Origin of the sequence: Bacillus cereus group sp. BfR-BA-01524 (assembly GCF_022662595.1) — a bacterium.
Classification (GTDB): domain Bacteria; phylum Bacillota; class Bacilli; order Bacillales; family Bacillaceae_G; genus Bacillus_A; species Bacillus_A thuringiensis_S.
Genome location: NZ_JAKUDW010000109.1, coordinates 1 through 17077, shown reverse-complemented (window position 1 = coordinate 17077; position 17077 = coordinate 1). Strand labels below are relative to the sequence as shown.

Genomic DNA, 17077 nt, shown 5'->3' with positions numbered 1-17077 from the left:
GCCGCTTTTGCTTTTGCTGCCGCTGCTGCCTTCGCCTTCGCCTTCGCTTTCGCTTTTTCTTCTTCCGTTACTTCTTCTGTTCCTTCTCTTTTCTGCTTCGCTAACGCTGCTGCACGTCGTTTTGCTTCTTCTATAGTAGTATCATTATTTTTTGGTAGCGCTTTCTCTTTTTCTTGATCTTCTGCCTCAAGCTCACTTATTTCCGCCTCGTGTTTCGCTAAAAGGCGTTTTCTCGCTTCTTCTTTTGCACGCCTAGCTGCTTCTTTTTTCAGATTCTCTAAATCTTTGTTTGGATTACTCATTTATTCGTCACCTGCTTCCCGGTCTTTGCTTCGTAACGAATTTTTTCTTTTAATTTATTAATTCCATAAATTAAAGCAGCCGGATTTGGGGGACAACCAGGAATATACACATCAACTGGTACGATTTGGTCTACACCTTTCACAACAGCGTATGAATTTACATACGGACCACCTGCTGTCGCACAAGATCCCATCGCAATAACCCATTTCGGTTCGGGCATTTGATCATATAAACGCCGAACAATAGGAGCCATCTTCTTCGTTACTGTTCCCGATACAATCATGACGTCCGATTGCCTTGGTGAAGTTCGAAAAAATGACCCAAATCGATCTAAATCATAATGTGATGAGCCTACTCCCATCATTTCAATTGCACAGCACGCCAGTCCGAATGTCATCGGCCATAAAGAATTGCTCCTCGCCCATCCTTTCAACTGTTCCAATGTAGAAAAAAAGATATTTCGTTCTAATTCTGCTCGCTCATTTGGATGTAATTCCTCAAAATTTATAACCATTGTAACACCTTCTTTTTCCAAGCATACGCTAATCCAACTAGCAACATTACAACAAAGATGAGCATTTCGATTAATGCAAATAAACCTAGCTTGTCATACGCAACAGCCCAAGGATATAAAAATAAAGTTTCTACATCAAAGATCACAAACAATAAAGCGAAAATATAATAACGAGCATGAAACCTAATATTTGCATCGTGAAAAGGCTCAATTCCACTCTCATACGTCGTCGCCTTTGCTGCACTTGGTTTATTTGGGCGCAGCATCCTTCCTAATGTAAGAGCCACTACCGGCAGCAATATACCTAATAGCAAGAAAATCAAAACGATCATATAACTATTTTCATATACACTTGCCATTGTGAAACCCTCCCCCCTAAATTAAGAACAAGTTCACATAGTAAACAATATGTCCTAGTTGCAGTAATTATTATTTTTAAATTTTTCTAAATAATACAACTATTCTAATCATTATAGCAAACTTCAAATTCCTATGTCGATATGTTGGGAGACAGAAACAAGAATTATTAAAATCTATTTTTACAACTCGCTATAACTGTGCAAAATAAATATAAAACTTATATATGCTTTTCAAGAAACCGTAGGTGATATAAATGAAAAAACAAACACATGTAAGTATTCTTATAAGCATTGTATTGCTGTCTATAACGATTCACTACGTAGCGATGCCTTTTCTATATGAATACTCATTTCCTTTTCAGCTATTAATCGGAATGAGTACCCTATTAATTGATATTATCGCTTGTAGTTATATACTTTACTTTTCAAACATGAAAGAAGGGCTACCTCGTTTATTTTGGATCATATTATCTGTTGGAGCTCTCTCTTATTTTATCGGTGATATAGTCGTTGCCTATCAGCGTTTAATTGTAAAGGACTTCTATACGTTCGTTGATCCGTCTGATTTTTTTTACTTACTTTTTTTAGTTAGTTTTGCATTTGCCTTTCTATACGAAATCATTTATAACCGAGATTTATTAGAAAAACTTTTTATGCTATGTGATATTTGTATTATCGTTACAGCCCAATTTACTTTAAGTTACTACTTACTTATTGAACGAACCATTCACATCTTTACAACATCCTATATCGACATATTTGTTCAACTTACCTATCCAATGGCTGATTTACTCTTTCTCTTAATAGGAATCAACCTTTTATTCAAACCACTATCCTTATTACCTAAAAAGGTCGGTGCACTTCTTGGCAGTGCTTTAATTTTATATGCTACTACAGATGCAATTTATGCTTATATAAAATACTTCATACCAGAGTATTCTATGTTTACAGTTACTCCTTTCTATCAAGTAACCTTAGTGCTAGTAGCAATCGCCTGTATTCTCCATACAAAAGAGCCTGAAAAACAAGAACAAGTACTACTAACACCTAAAATTGGTGAATCAATCCGATTATCATTACCGTATATTTCGGTAGTAATGCTTATTGTTTTTATATTAGTTGAATACGTTTTTGCACCTATTATAGTAATCGGACTTATAATAACTTTCTCTTTCGTTCTCATACGTCATAGTTTAGTTCGAAAACAAAATAAAATATTATTGCTAGCTCAAATGCAATTCAACTCAGAACTCGAGAAACAAATTAAACTACGTACAGAAGATTTAGTAGAACAGAAAAATGAACTCTATCATAATCAACAAATGTTTAAATCTTTATACGAGCATCATCCAGATCCAATCTTTACATTAGATTTGTACGGTAATTTTCTCAAAGTAAACAACGCTGGTACTACTTTACTTGGTTATCAAACGAATGAATTATTAAACCAACCTTACTATTCACTCATATACGAAGAAGATTTAGAAGAAATGATTAACGCCTTTCATCGTGTAAAAAAGGGATATTCTATCTCTTTAGAAATAAGGGCGTACCATAAAAACAGAGATATTTACTACTTGCACGTTACCGCCGTACCGATCTTTTTAAAGGAGAAAATTTCTGGGGTTTATTTAATGATTAAAGATATTACGGAAAGCAAACAACAACAAGAACAAATTAATTTCCTAGCATACCATGATACTTTAACAGAGCTTGCAAATCGTCGTGCATTTCATCAACATTTAGAACAGGCAATTGCACGAGCAAAAATATCGAAAAAGCCTTTCGCTGTTATGTTTCTCGACCTAGACCGTTTTAAAGTTATTAATGATACCCTCGGTCATCGAGTAGGAGACCTATTGCTTATCGCAGTAGCAAAAAGGCTCGAAAAAATATCAACATCAAATATGAAACTTGCACGGCTAGCTGGAGATGAGTTCACGATCCTTATCGAAAATTACAAAAAAAAGCCAGATGTCCAAAAAATGGCTGATATGATTGTAGCGGCCATGAATGAGCCATTTGAAATCGAAAATCAACATTTACAAATCTCACCAAGTATCGGAATCGCAATATATCCTGAAGCAGGTGAAGATCCACTATCCATTTTGCAGCATGCTGATATGGCCATGTACGAAGCAAAGAATAAAGGAAAAAACGGTAGCTCTCTTTACACGAAAGAACTATATAAAAAAATAGAACGAAAAGCTCGAATTGAAAAGGATCTGCCAATCGCTTTAGTAAACAAAGAATTTTATCTCGTTTATCAACCACAAATTGATACGACCACAAATAAAATTATCGGTGCTGAAGCTTTAATACGTTGGAAACACCCGCTATTAGGTGACATTTCACCATGTGAGTTTATTCCAATTGTAGAAGAGACGCCACAAGTAGTCCCACTTGGACATTGGGTATTACAAGAAGCTTGTCTCCAATTAAAAATATGGCATACTTTTGGATACCAAAATTTAAAAATAAGTGTTAATTTATCCGCAAAAGAGTTCCGGCAAGATCAATTAATCGAAAACATTTCACAAATATTAAACGACGTGCAAGTCGATCCAAAATATGTAACCCTTGAATTAACAGAAAGAATTGCAATGATTGACGAGAAAGAAACGTTATTAAGACTGAAGCAATTAAAAGAATACGGTATCCAAACTTCCATTGACGACTTCGGTACTGGGTATTCTTCTCTTGCTTATTTATCAATTTTTCCAATCGACACATTAAAAGTACCGAGAGAATTCACACAATTAGCCGATCATCGTCCTGAAGAACGAGCCATCGTTTCTACAATCCTTTCCCTCGCAAATACTTTAAATCTTTCAGTCGTTGCCGAAGGGATTGAAACCGAAAAACAACTTAAGTTTCTGCAAAAACATAACTGTAAATATATGCAAGGTTACTATTTCAGTAAACCACTTACTAGTAATCAATTTATAAAGTTTCTACAAAAAACCCCCAGTATGAACAAATGATTCATAATGGGGGTTTTATAGCGCTAAATATTTTTCTCATAATATTCTTCTGCGATCTCTTCGTAAAAAGCTGCAGATGTCGTATAGAAATATGGAATTAACCATAAGAATCCAATCCCTAACGTAATACAACTTAATATAAACCAACCGATAAAACTTAAACATAAAATGAAATACTCCATCTTATGTCCATCCATCATACGACGACTTTCTGTAATAGCTTGGTTCAGTGAATACTCAGGATGATCGTTTATAATAAAGTATGTCATCGCATAAGAAAATGATTTAATAATACCTGGAATAATGAACAATAACGTCCATAAGAAAAGATAAAGATTTACTAATAAATATAATAAAAATGATTTTAGAAATCTCTTTCCCTCTGAAAACCAAATGAATACATTACCGATACTAGCTTGATTTTCACGAAGGATATTTAAACCAAGGTAATATCCACCTAAAGTTAACGGTCCAGTAACAAAAAATGTAAGAATATTCATTGAAATTGAACCATTTGTTTTTTGCCAACCAAAAATTAAAGAAAATCCCCAATCAACACTAAAATCAAAAGCTGTGATAAGAATTGAAATGAGCAGTGTAGCTCCAACAGCTAATCCCCATTTCCCTTCTAATGAATCTAGTGCTTCTCCTTTTAAATCACTAATCATGCGTAGCCTCGCCTCCTATACACAATAATTCTATTAGTATAGCATGTTCCTATTGAAATTCACCTTTTGAAATGTAGCGATAAAAGTGTGCTGTCGTTGTACTCATATACGGACTAAGCCAAAGAAATCCTATTCCAAAAGTAAGAAGCGCTAAAACAGCCCATCCTATGAAGCTCAGCCATAAAAGAAACAAATCTAACTTATGACCCTTCATAAGATTCTTACTTTCCTTCATCGCCTGCGAAACACTATATTCTGGATTTTCAATCATCACATAGTACGTCAGTGCATAAGAAAAGTACATTACAATCATACCAACAATTGAAATAGCTAATAGTACGAAGAAGGCAATTGTAAACGACAGATTTCCTTCTTCACCTAAGAATATGAATAAACCTGTTAACAACATCGGAATCCATGTACCTGTATATAATAAAATCGCAAGCATTGCCCACATTGTTTTCATCATTCTTTTAAAACCACGGAATCCTTCAAACAAGTAATCTACTTTAGCATCTTCTCGTTTACTAATTTGTAGAAACACATTCGTGTAACCGTATGAGGTAATACCATAAGATGCATTACTCAAAATAATCATTATGCAATAGAAAATCCCAAATGTAATAGCTGCTCCAATTGACATCGTTTCCGCCTCAACTGACCCAGCTAAGCTAACAACTAAGAAAAATATAATAATTCCTGGAATTAAAAGTATAAGCATTGCAGCCATCGAAACGACATAACTTAAAATAAAATATAAAATCGTTGATCCAACACCTAGTCCCCATTTTCCCTTTAAAGAGTACAATGCTTCTCGTTTCATTTCACCAATCATTGATTCATCCCCTTCATGAAATATAAATTGTTGTACACTTCTACTTATACAAGCATCAATATAATTATACCAGTTTTGTAAAATTATCCATAAAATACACAAAAAAATCTGTAAGGGCAAGAGCCCTTACAGATTTTTTTATTTCATATCAGAAACGTTTAAACGGTTCACGGCACGTTGCAAGGCCATTTCTGCACGTTTAAAGTCAACATGTGCTTGTTTATCTTGCATACGTTGCTCAGCGCGACGCTTCGCTTCATTTGCACGATGGATATCGATATGGTTTGCTTCTTCAGCAGATGATGATAATACAGTTACTTTATCTGGACGAACTTCGATAAAGCCACCGCTTACTGCTACATAATCAGTGTGTCCACCATTTTTCAGACGAACTGCACTAATTTTTAATGGTGCAACAGTTGGAATGTGACCTGGTAAGATCCCCATTTCCCCACTCTCTGCTTTTACACTTACCATTTCTACTTCTTTTTCGTAAACCGGTCCATCAGGAGTTACAATACTGACTGGAAATGTCTTCATACTTCGTCCCTCCTAAGGCCTTACGCCATCATTTTCTTCGCGTTTTCAATAACTTCTTCAATGCTACCAACAAGGCGGAATGCATCTTCTGGAAGGTCATCATATTTTCCTTCTAGAATTTCTTTGAAACCACTAACTGTATTTTTTACAGGTACGTAAGAACCTTTTTGACCTGTAAACTGCTCAGCTACGTGGAAGTTTTGAGATAAGAAGAATTGAATACGACGAGCACGATGTACAACTAACTTATCTTCTTCAGATAACTCATCCATACCTAAGATAGCGATGATATCTTGAAGCTCTTTATAACGTTGTAAAGTTTGCTGTACTTGACGAGCTACTTCATAATGTTCTTCTCCTACGATTTCTGGAGAAAGTGCACGAGATGTAGATGCTAATGGATCTACGGCTGGGTAAATACCCATTTGCGTTAAACGACGCTCTAAGTTTGTTGTTGCATCTAAGTGAGCGAACGTTGTAGCTGGTGCTGGGTCAGTATAGTCATCGGCTGGTACATATACCGCTTGGATAGACGTGATAGACCCTTTATTTGTAGATGTAATACGCTCTTGTAATTGACCCATTTCTGTTGCAAGTGTTGGTTGGTAACCTACCGCAGATGGCATACGACCAAGAAGGGCAGATACTTCAGAACCCGCTTGCGTGAAACGGAAGATGTTATCGATGAACAGAAGTACGTCTTGTCCTTGCTCATCACGGAAATGCTCAGCCATTGTTAAACCTGTTAATGCAACACGTTGACGTGCTCCAGGTGGCTCATTCATTTGTCCGAATACCATCGCAGTTTTCTTGATTACGCCCGAATCGCTCATTTCGTGGTATAAGTCATTACCCTCACGAGTACGCTCACCTACACCAGCGAATACTGAGATACCACCGTGCTCTTGTGCGATGTTGTTAATTAATTCCTGAATTAATACTGTTTTACCTACGCCGGCACCACCGAATAGACCGATCTTACCACCCTTAATGTAAGGAGCAAGTAAGTCTACTACTTTAATACCAGTTTCAAGAATTTCTACTTTAGTAGATAATTCTTCGAATGCAGGTGCTTGACGGTGAATTGGATCACGGTGTACATCCGCAGGAAGTTCACCATCTAAGTCAATTGCATCACCTAATACGTTGAATACACGACCAAGTGTTGCATCACCAACTGGTACAGAGATTGCTTTACCAGTATCTTCTACTTCTGTGCCACGAACAAGTCCATCTGTGGAAGACATCGCAACTGTACGAACTGTATCATCACCTAAATGAAGTGCAACTTCAAATGTTAAGTTAATGCTTGCTCCGTTTTCGTTGCTTTGTTTTACCGTAAGGGCGTTGTAGATTTCTGGTAGCTTTCCGCCATCAAACTTAACGTCTACAACCGGACCCATGATTTGCGTAACGCGCCCTTTATTCATCGGGTTCCCTCCTAGCTTTCTTTTAATTAGCCAGCTTTCTAAGAGAAGTCGGCTTTTAATTTTTTATTAGTTTAGCTTACGCGACTCTTTTGAAAGAGCCGCTTCCGCTTTTTAATACTATTCTAACGCTGCTGCTCCACCAACGATTTCCGTAATTTCTTGCGTAATCGCTGCCTGACGCGCACGGTTGAATGAAAGTGTAAGTGAATCGATAACTTCCATTGCGTTGTCTGTAGCACTCTTCATTGCTGTCATACGCGCTGCGTGCTCACTTGCTTTACCATCTAGTAATGCACCGTACACTAAGCTTTCTGCGTATTGTGGCAATAATACTTTTAAAATTTCTTCTTCAGAAGGTTCGAATTCATAAGCTGTCGTCGGTTTGTCAGACGCCACATCAGTAAGCGGTAAAATTTTATTTTCCGTTACTTCTTGTGAAATTTTACTTACGTAATGGTTGTAGTAAATATACAGCTCATCATAAGCACCATCTGCGAACATCGCAATTGCTCGAGAAGCAAGATCTTTAATGTCAGTAAATGATGGGTGGTCAGATAATCCAACTACTTCATCAATGATGTTAAAGCCGCGACGTTTTAAATAATCACGTCCTAGTCGTCCAAGTACAATAATTGAATATTGATTTGAATCCATATTATGACGTTCACGAATTACGTTACTTACTGTACGTAATACGTTACTGTTATAACCACCTGCTAGTCCGCGATCAGATGTAATAACGATGTATCCTGTACGCTTTACAGGACGCGCATTTAGCATTGGATGATTAATTCCTTTACTTCCTTGCGCAATGCTCGCTACTACTTCTTGAATCTTTTCCATATACGGAACGAAAGATTTAGCATTTTGCTCTGCACGGTTTAACTTAGATGCAGATACCATCTCCATCGCCTTCGTAATTTGACTCGTTTTCTTTGTCGAGGTAATCTTCGCTTTTATATCGCGTAAAGATGCCACAGGTTTTCACCACCTTTTTTCCGGAAGTTGGCACGATTAGTAAGAATCCTCTTCCTAATCTACGTTGCAAGATATTCTTGCTCATGATTGAAGGAAAAGAATAGGTGCACCTACTCTTTTCCTTTACATAACCGTCAGCAATCTCAGAGTCTGAGATGCCTTATATATTATCTAGCGTCGGCGGCTTGTACGAGCCGCTTCCGCTTTTATTAATCTAGTTCTGCCTCTTAGCCGATGAGGCTAAACAGTCGGCTTCACTTTTATTATTATTCAGAAGCTACGAATACTTTTTTAAATCCGTTAATTGCTGCTGCAAATTTGTCGTCATCCGCAAGTTTCTTAGTTGTGCGGATTTCTTCTAATAAGTCAGTCGCATTAGAATCTAACCAAGCATGGAATTCTTCTTCAAAACGAGTGATATCTACTACTGGGATATCATCTAGGAATCCACGTGTTAAAGCGTAAAGAATGATAACTTGTTTCTCTACACGTAACGGTTTGTGTAATCCTTGTTTTAATACCTCAACAGTACGAGCACCACGGTTTAATTTCGCTTGAGTTGCTTTATCAAGGTCAGAACCGAACTGCGCGAACGCTTCTAACTCACGGTAAGATGCAAGGTCAAGACGAAGTGTACCTGATACTTTACTCATTGCTTTAATCTGAGCAGATCCACCTACACGAGATACAGAAGTACCCGCATCGATCGCTGGACGTACGCCAGAGAAGAATAGGTCAGATTGTAAGAAGATTTGTCCATCCGTAATAGAAATTACGTTTGTTGGGATGTATGCTGATACGTCCCCTGCTTGTGTTTCGATGAAAGGTAGTGCAGTTAAAGAACCGCCGCCTCTTGCATCACTTAATTTTGCTGCACGCTCTAATAAGCGAGAATGTAAGTAGAATACATCCCCTGGATAAGCTTCACGACCTGGAGGACGACGTAATAGTAATGACAGCTCACGGTAAGCCGCTGCTTGTTTTGATAAGTCATCATATACTACTAATACGTGTTTACCATTGTACATGAACTCTTCACCCATTGTTACACCAGCATAAGGAGCTAAGTATAATAATGGAGCTGGTTGAGAAGCAGATGCAGTTACAACGATTGTGTACTCTAATGCACCGTGCTTACGTAGTGTTTCTACTACGTTACGTACAGTTGATTCTTTTTGTCCGATAGCTACATAGATACAAATCATATCTTCATCTTTTTGGTTAATGATTGTATCAAGTGCAACTGCTGTTTTACCAGTTTGACGGTCACCGATGATTAACTCACGTTGACCACGGCCAATTGGTACAAGAGCGTCGATCGCTTTAATACCTGTTTGAAGTGGCTCATGAACAGATTTACGATCCATTACACCTGGTGCTGGACTTTCGATTGGACGAGTGTTTGTTGTATTGATTGGGCCTAAACCATCAACTGGTTGACCTAATGGGTTTACAACACGACCAATTAGTTCTTTTCCTACTGGTACTTGCATGATGCGACCAGTACGACGAACTTCGTCACCTTCACGGATTTCTGTGTAAGGTCCTAAAATGATAATACCTACGTTGTTTTCCTCTAAGTTTTGTGCTAGTCCCATAACGCCGTTAGAGAACTCTACAAGCTCACCAGCCATAACGTTATCAAGACCATGAGCACGCGCAATACCGTCACCAACTTGGATAACTGTACCAACATCACTAACTTCGATTTCAGACTGATAGTTCTCGATTTGTTGCTTTATCAGTGCGCTAATTTCTTCAGCTCTGATGCTCATGTGCTTCACCCCTATCTATTCTTCATTAATTCACGCTGAATACGTGCTAATTTTCCTTGTAAACTTCCATCATAAATGCGATTTCCAATGCGTACTTTAATTCCGCCTAGTAAATCTTCATCTACAACATTTTTCACGCGAATTGCATCTTTTCCCGTTCTCTTTGCAAATGCTTCTGCAATGTTAAGCTTCTCTTCTTCAGATAGAAGACGAATAGAATATACAGTTGCATCCGCTACGTTACGTTCTTCATTAGCAAGAACAACATATTCATCTGCAATTTCAGGTAAGATATCAATACGCTTGTTATCAATTAAAATATATAACGTATTTAAAATTGATTCAGAAACAGATCCGAATACGTTTGCAAGAAACGTTTTCTTCTGCTCTTTTGAAATGTTTGGTTGCGTTAAAAAGCTATGTAGTTCTCCGTTCTTTACATAAACGTTTTGTACAAGGCGTAATTCTTCTTCAAACATTTCTAATACGTGTTTTTCTTTTGCAATTTTAAAAAGAGCGACAGCATAACGTTTTGCTACAATCCCATTGCTCATCGCGCTTCTCCTACTTCTTTAATATAATCGCGAATTAACTTAACTTGATCTTCTTCTTTTAATTCTTTTTCAATTACTTTAGAAGCAATTTGAACAGATAAAGAAGCGACTTGTTCTTGTAAAGCAGCAATCGCTTGCTCTTTTTCGCGTTGAATTTCTTGTACAGCAGATGCTTTAATTGATTCTGCTTCTTCTTTCGCAGCAGCAACAATAACATCCTTTTGATCTACAGCTTGTTTTTTCGCTCTTTCGATTAACTCTTGTGCTTCAACACGTGATTGTTTTAACATTTCACGTTGTTCTTCTACTAACTTCTTCGCTTCAGCGTTACTTCTTTCTGCAGCGTCGATTTCATTAGTAACATGCTCTTCACGTTCTTTCATAATTCCCATTAAAGGACCCCACGCAAATTTGCGTAGCATTACTAATAGAATTAAGAAAATGAACAATGTATAAGCAATCGTTCCAAATGGAATGGCAGCTCCTAATAATAAAGTTGGCACAAGGATTCACTCCCTTCAAAATATCTAAATTGATCATATGAAAAAAAAAGACATACGTTTCGTTCATAAAGCAATGGCGAAGAAAGTTCGGAAAAACACTCTTCGCCATCTATGTAAGGGGAGTCTCCCTTATTTGTTCATTACGATGAATGCAATAACTACACCGATGATTGGAAGTGCCTCAACTAAAGCAACCCCGATGAACATAATTGTTTGAAGTGCGCCTTTTAATTCTGGTTGACGAGCAACACCTTCGATTGTACGTGATACGATAAGACCGTTACCAATACCTGCACCTAATGCTGATAAACCAATTGCAATTGCAGCTGCGATTACACCTAAACTCATTTAATTTGTCCTCCTTTGTATTATAAAAAAATAAATTTTTTCTTACTTAAATTATATTAATGGTCATGACTTACTTTATGAGCCATATAAACCATCGTTAACATAACGAAAATAAATGCTTGGATTGATCCAACGAATACACTGAATCCCATCCATGCTAACATTGGTACAAGCGCACCTAATGCTCCAAGGAATGATGCCCCGCCTAACTTAGCAAGTAATCCTAATAAGATCTCACCTGCATAAATGTTACCGAATAAACGAAGACCTAACGTTAATGTGTTAGCAAACTCCTCAATAACCTTTAATGGGAATAAGAATTTCATAGGTTGGAAATAACCTTTAACATACTCTTTCGTACCCTTCATCTTAATTCCATAATAATGGGTGAGGGTAACTACCATCACGGCTAATGTTAATGTAACTGCTGGATCAGACGTTGGTGACCTCCACCATGCAATATGTTCGCCAGCTTCAGTTGCTGAATACATGAATGGTAAACCAAGGAAGTTCGATACGATGATAAACATGATAAGCGTAACGCCAAGCGTTAAGAAACGTCCACCTGTTTTCCAGTCCATCGTACTATTGATAATCCCTTTCACGAAGTCAAACACCCATTCCATGAAGTTTTGCATCCCGGTTGGGCGAAGAGCTAAGCTGCGAGTTCCGATAACAGCGATTAAGAAAACAATAACTGCTGCTACAGTAACCATCATAACTGATGACAAATCGAACGTTAAACCTAGAAATTCAACTAATTTACCGTGTTCCACTAGTAATTCACCTCTCTTCCCTGCTCTTATACTCTAAATAAAGAAAATCTATGATCATGACAAGGTATCCTGTCAGCAATCCTACACCTAAGCCCCACATCGCAATTAACTCTTGATATTTGGCTGCAAATAAAATTAATAACCCAATCGTGGCGAATCTTGAATATGTACTTACAGCTGTCGCCTTAAACTTCACGTTTTCTCCATTTGTTACGCGATCTAACAGCTTGTCTGTTCTACGTGCAATGATGCGCAAACTAAGAAAACTGAAAATCGTTCCGATAATCAGCCCAAGAAATACATCCTTGTAAGAGGTAAATCCCCATCCTAGCACTAGAAGCGCAAGCAAGTAGTACATATATTTCTTTTGTCTTTGGACAAGTCCATGTACGTCTATCATCATTGCTCTCCCGAATAGTAATGTCGAATGAGTCGAATCATTGCGTATACCCCTGTTCCTAACCCGAGTAATAACCCTATAATAAGAAACAATGGAAACGTTCCAACCTTATTATCAATCCACTGCCCACCAAAGATTCCAACAAGTATAGAACCGACTAACTGAGCAAGAATTCCTGACATTAAAGCATATGCTTTTATATGGCTGCGATCGTTTTTTTGCAAGGATTCATCCCTCCAATATGTAACCCTCATTCACGATGTGTTAATAATAACTCATTTTTTTGCATAAATCCTATACAAAACAAAAAGTTTACATTTTCGTCACGGAATAGATGTAATTTTGTCACTGAAAGCCCTACCATCTATCCCCGTTGTTAGCATACAATAGGGTATTAACAGTGTCAACGAGAAATCGTAAAAAATCTAAAAATTTGAGTATTAGGCATTTCCTCCCAAAAATGAAAACGTTCCCCTTCTAAATACTGGTTACATATATGCAATTTCTAACAGTTTTCTCTTTATAATAGAAGGAAATGTTCACAAGTTTGTCACTATTATATTTTCGAGATATAACGCTTTTCTTCCATAATATAGTGTTCCTCAGACGTAAGACTTCTATATTATATGTGATGTGTATGCAACTTATGTTGTATATACGATGTATATTTATCCTCCCCCCTCCCCTACTTGCTTACAGTCAAAAAAAAAAACGAGCAGAGGAATCCCCCTGCTCGTCAGTTGTCTTACTTCGTTCCGAATAAACGGTCACCAGCATCACCAAGACCTGGTACTACATATCCGTGGTCATTTAATTTTTCATCTAATGCTGCTACATAAATATCAACATCAGGATGTTCTTCTTGTACTACTTTTACCCCTTCTGGAGCTGCAACGATACACATTAATTTAATTTGTTTCGCACCGCGCTTTTTCAGAGAGTTAATTGCTTCAGCCGCAGAACCACCTGTTGCTAACATCGGATCTAGTACGATAAAGTCACGCTCTTCTACATCCGTTGGAAGTTTCACATAGTATTCTACCGGTTGCAATGTTTTAGGGTCACGGTATAAACCAACGTGTCCTACTTTTGCTGCTGGAATTAATTTCAGAATTCCATCAACCATTCCTAAACCTGCACGTAAAATCGGAATTAAACCAAGTTTTTTACCAGCGATCACTTTTGTTGTCGCTTTGCTTACAGGCGTTTCAATTTCAATGTCCTTAAGCGGAAGGTCGCGAGTAATTTCGAAAGCCATTAAGCTTGCTACTTCGTCCACTAATTCACGAAAATCTTTCGTACCTGTATTCTTATCGCGAATATATGTAATCTTATGTTGAATTAACGGGTGATCAAATACATACAGTTTTCCCATGTGAATCTCTCCTTTAGATGATATTCATGCGTTTGCACGCTTTTTTACACTATTTACGATTGTAAAGAAAACGCTACTAATATTCAAGGGCAAATTTGGCAAAACCATGATTTTACGATGAATCTATCTAGTATCTTTACCAATTATGGGAGCTGTATCCTTCATTATATCGCCAAAATTTATTCATCATTTGTATACATACTTTAAAAATAATATATGTCCACAAAAAAAAGACCGCCAAAACAATTAAGTCTCAGCAGTCTTCTTCAATTTATTATAGATTTGGATACATTGGGAATTTGCTAGTTAACGCTTCTACACGCTTACGTACTTCTTCTAATGCAGCTTCATTTTCATGATTTTTTAATGTATAAGCAATAAGTGACGCAATTTCATCCATTTCTTCTAAACCGAAACCACGAGATGTAACAGCTGCTGTACCGATACGTACACCACTTGTTACAAATGGGCTTGCTGTTTCAAATGGAATTGTATTTTTGTTCACTGTAATACCAACTTCATCTAATACGTGCTCTGCTACTTTACCTGTGATTTCTAAGTTACGAACATCAATCAGGATTAAATGATTGTCTGTTCCACCAGAAACAAGTGTAAGTCCTTCTTTTTGAAGACCTTCAGCTAAGCGGTTCGCATTATTAATGATATTTTGTGCATATGTTTTAAAATCATCTTGTAGTGTCTCACCAAATGCAACAGCTTTTGCAGCGATTACATGCATAAGTGGACCACCTTGAATACCAGGGAAGATTGATTTATCAATTTGTTTTGCAAATTGCTCTTCACATAAAATCATACCACCACGTGGACCACGTAATGTTTTATGTGTTGTCGTTGTAACGAAATGTGCATGTGGTACTGGGTTTGGATGTAAACCAGCAGCTACTAAACCAGCGATATGTGCCATATCAACCATAAAGTATGCACCCACTTCATCTGCAATCTCACGGAATCGTTTGAAATCGATAACACGAGGATATGCACTTGCACCTGCAACGATTAATTTTGGTTTATGTTCTTTCGCTTTTGCTAATACATCATCGTAATTAATACGGTGAGAGTCAGCATCCACGCCATATTCTACGAAATTATATTGTACTCCACTGAAGTTAACAGGGCTTCCGTGTGTTAAGTGACCACCATGAGATAAATTCATACCAAGTACTGTATCGCCTTGCTCTAAAATCGTGAAGTATACTGCCATGTTCGCTTGTGCACCAGAATGCGGTTGAACATTTACATGCTCTGCACCAAAAATTTCTTTCGCGCGATCACGTGCGATATCTTCTACCACGTCTACGTGTTCACAGCCACCATAGTAACGTTTTCCAGGATATCCTTCAGCATACTTATTCGTTAAAACAGAACCTTGCGCCTCCATTACTGCTTCACTTACGAAGTTTTCCGAAGCAATTAACTCAATCTTTGAACGCTGTCTTCCTAGTTCTGCCTCAATTGCAGCAAATACCTTCTCATCTTGACGTTTTAAATGATCCACCAAAATCCCCCTTTTCTGAACGAATTACATCAATTCCCAACAGTTTTTTCTTATTTATTCAGAAAAAACGAAAATTCAGGTTGTAATTCTTTCGAACCTTCATGTTTTCAACTACATTCTAACATGACTTTCTATATCATAAAAGAAAAAAAAGACCGAAAATCGGTCTTTTCTTTCTTATACTATAAAGTCAGACAACATACCTTTTATCTTATGATAAACAGCTACTATATGACTTCCTAATTTCTCATATTTAACGGCAAGTGGTAGTCTCTTCCGCCACCGCGTAAACAGCACGTGCTCCACCAATGAGTTTTCCACGTGTTTTGGCCATTGTTACATGTGCACTTCCAATTGCCTTCACACTTGTACGAACCGGAACAGCTACATGTTTTAAATGCATACCAATAAATGTATCACCAATATCCATTCCTGCATCTGCTTTAATAAACTCAACTACTACCGGATCTTTCAAATTGTGATACGCATATGTCCCTAATGCACCACCTGCTGATCTAACAGGCGTAACTGTTACAATTTCAAATTGATATTTTATCGCTACTTCTCTCTCAACCACTAAAGCACGGTTTAAATGCTCACAACATTGAAACGCTAATTCAATACCTGTTTGCTCTTGAAATTGTTTTAACTCAGAAAAAATCGCCTCTGCTACTTCCATCGTTCCTGATGTTCCAATTCTTTCGCCTAGCACTTCGCTCGTGCTACAACCCACTACAAAAATTTGACCGCTTTGTAATAAAGCTTGTTCTTGGAAATCAGAAAGCGACATTTGTAGCTGTTCTCTTACCTTTACGATTTCTGTCATTACGCCTCTTCCTTTCACAGGTTGGTTCACCAAATTATATTTCACACTACTGATAGTTAGAATCTATTACTTTGTTTCGTATGTTTTAATTTTTCCTACACGGTTTTCGTGACGACCACCTTCATAGTCAGTTGTTAACCAGATTTTCGCGATATCACGTGCTAGACTAGCACCAATTACACGCTCGCCCATTGCTAGCATGTTAGTGTCATTATGCTCTCTTGTTGCTTTCGCGCTGAAAGTATCATGAACTAACGCACAACGGATACCATTTACTTTGTTTGCTGCGATTGACATACCAATGCCTGTCCCACAAACTAAAATACCACGATCTACTTCACCATTCGCTACCATTTCAGCTGCCGGAAACGCAAAGTCAGGGTAATCAACAGA

General features: G+C 37.5%; 20 protein-coding genes and 1 pseudogene. 1 reads left to right on the top strand and 20 read right to left on the bottom strand.

Translation table 11 applies throughout. The annotated features are described in order from the left end of the window. The 3 genes and pseudogenes from MR170_RS25995 to nuoA form a co-directional block, all read right to left on the bottom strand. A pseudogene (locus MR170_RS25995) lies at positions 1-302 on the bottom strand (NADH-quinone oxidoreductase subunit C); the annotation flags it as partial. After that, a complete protein-coding gene (gene nuoB, locus MR170_RS25990; protein WP_000236331.1) occupies positions 299-817 on the bottom strand; it encodes an NADH-quinone oxidoreductase subunit NuoB in 519 nt (172 codons plus the stop codon). The pseudogene MR170_RS25995 and the gene nuoB, both read right to left, overlap by 4 nt. Continuing rightward, a complete protein-coding gene (gene nuoA, locus MR170_RS25985; RefSeq protein ID WP_000179273.1) occupies positions 808-1176 on the bottom strand; it encodes an NADH-quinone oxidoreductase subunit NuoA in 369 nt (122 codons plus the stop codon). The genes nuoB and nuoA overlap by 10 nt, the downstream gene beginning before the upstream one ends. Positions 1177-1430: 254 nt before the next feature. On the opposite strand from nuoA, the gene MR170_RS25980 reads away from it, so the two are divergent. Beyond that, entirely contained in the window at positions 1431-4160 is a 2730-nt protein-coding gene (locus MR170_RS25980) for a putative bifunctional diguanylate cyclase/phosphodiesterase (protein WP_242309922.1), read from the top strand. Positions 4161-4183: 23 nt separating this feature from the next. On the opposite strand, the gene MR170_RS25975 is transcribed toward MR170_RS25980, so the two are convergent. The 17 genes from MR170_RS25975 to rpiB form a co-directional block, all read right to left on the bottom strand. After that, complete coding sequence (locus MR170_RS25975) at positions 4184-4828, bottom strand: DUF975 family protein (protein WP_016079654.1); 645 nt, start codon at positions 4826-4828, stop codon at positions 4184-4186. A 49-nt stretch (positions 4829-4877) separates the two neighbouring features. Further along, positions 4878-5765 carry a DUF975 family protein gene (locus MR170_RS25970; protein WP_103574545.1) on the bottom strand — a complete coding sequence of 296 codons (888 nt, stop codon included), beginning with the start codon at positions 5763-5765 and terminating at the stop codon, positions 4878-4880. 36 nt (positions 5766-5801) lie between these two features. Further along, entirely contained in the window at positions 5802-6203 is a 402-nt protein-coding gene (gene atpC, locus MR170_RS25965; protein WP_000847214.1) for a F0F1 ATP synthase subunit epsilon, read from the bottom strand. A 20-nt stretch (positions 6204-6223) separates the two neighbouring features. Next, complete coding sequence (gene atpD, locus MR170_RS25960; protein ID WP_002123794.1) at positions 6224-7633, bottom strand: F0F1 ATP synthase subunit beta; 1410 nt, start codon at positions 7631-7633, stop codon at positions 6224-6226. Between the two features lie 117 nt (positions 7634-7750). Beyond that, positions 7751-8611 (bottom strand): F0F1 ATP synthase subunit gamma, encoded by an 861-nt coding sequence (gene atpG, locus MR170_RS25955; RefSeq protein ID WP_000157703.1) that lies wholly within the window; start codon positions 8609-8611, stop codon positions 7751-7753. A gap of 266 nt (positions 8612-8877) precedes the next feature. Beyond that, a complete protein-coding gene (gene atpA, locus MR170_RS25950) occupies positions 8878-10386 on the bottom strand; it encodes a F0F1 ATP synthase subunit alpha (RefSeq protein WP_000027521.1) in 1509 nt (502 codons plus the stop codon). An 11-nt stretch (positions 10387-10397) separates the two neighbouring features. Continuing rightward, entirely contained in the window at positions 10398-10940 is a 543-nt protein-coding gene (gene atpH, locus MR170_RS25945) for a F0F1 ATP synthase subunit delta (protein WP_000064682.1), read from the bottom strand. Then, on the bottom strand, positions 10937-11443 hold the full coding sequence (atpF, locus tag MR170_RS25940; protein ID WP_001142615.1) for a F0F1 ATP synthase subunit B: 507 nt from the start codon (positions 11441-11443) through the stop codon (positions 10937-10939). Before atpF ends, atpH begins: the two co-directional genes overlap by 4 nt. 129 nt (positions 11444-11572) lie before the next feature. Then, on the bottom strand, positions 11573-11791 hold the full coding sequence (atpE, locus tag MR170_RS25935) for a F0F1 ATP synthase subunit C (protein WP_000052064.1): 219 nt from the start codon (positions 11789-11791) through the stop codon (positions 11573-11575). 56 nt (positions 11792-11847) lie between these two features. After that, entirely contained in the window at positions 11848-12567 is a 720-nt protein-coding gene (gene atpB, locus MR170_RS25930) for a F0F1 ATP synthase subunit A (RefSeq protein WP_000399870.1), read from the bottom strand. A gap of 7 nt (positions 12568-12574) precedes the next feature. Continuing rightward, the gene (locus MR170_RS25925) at positions 12575-12967 is read right to left on the bottom strand and encodes an ATP synthase subunit I (protein WP_000567600.1); all 393 of its coding nucleotides are present in this window, start codon (positions 12965-12967) and stop codon (positions 12575-12577) included. Further along, positions 12967-13191 (bottom strand): AtpZ/AtpI family protein, encoded by a 225-nt coding sequence (locus tag MR170_RS25920; RefSeq protein WP_001171223.1) that lies wholly within the window; start codon positions 13189-13191, stop codon positions 12967-12969. The genes MR170_RS25925 and MR170_RS25920 overlap by 1 nt, the downstream gene beginning before the upstream one ends. A gap of 26 nt (positions 13192-13217) precedes the next feature. Next, positions 13218-13331: a DUF4024 domain-containing protein gene (locus MR170_RS25915; RefSeq protein WP_000232962.1), complete on the bottom strand. Its 114-nt coding sequence runs from the start codon at positions 13329-13331 to the stop codon at positions 13218-13220. Positions 13332-13712: 381 nt separating this feature from the next. Then, on the bottom strand, positions 13713-14342 hold the full coding sequence (gene upp / locus MR170_RS25910) for a uracil phosphoribosyltransferase (protein ID WP_000517539.1): 630 nt from the start codon (positions 14340-14342) through the stop codon (positions 13713-13715). 274 nt (positions 14343-14616) lie between these two features. Next, positions 14617-15858: a serine hydroxymethyltransferase gene (gene glyA / locus MR170_RS25905; protein ID WP_016079652.1), complete on the bottom strand. Its 1242-nt coding sequence runs from the start codon at positions 15856-15858 to the stop codon at positions 14617-14619. 253 nt (positions 15859-16111) lie between these two features. After that, the gene (locus MR170_RS25900) at positions 16112-16684 is read right to left on the bottom strand and encodes a TIGR01440 family protein (protein ID WP_016079651.1); all 573 of its coding nucleotides are present in this window, start codon (positions 16682-16684) and stop codon (positions 16112-16114) included. Between the two features lie 66 nt (positions 16685-16750). Beyond that, positions 16751-17077 (bottom strand): ribose 5-phosphate isomerase B (gene rpiB / locus MR170_RS25895; RefSeq protein WP_242309919.1); only part of this gene is annotated, 327 nt, incomplete at its 5' end.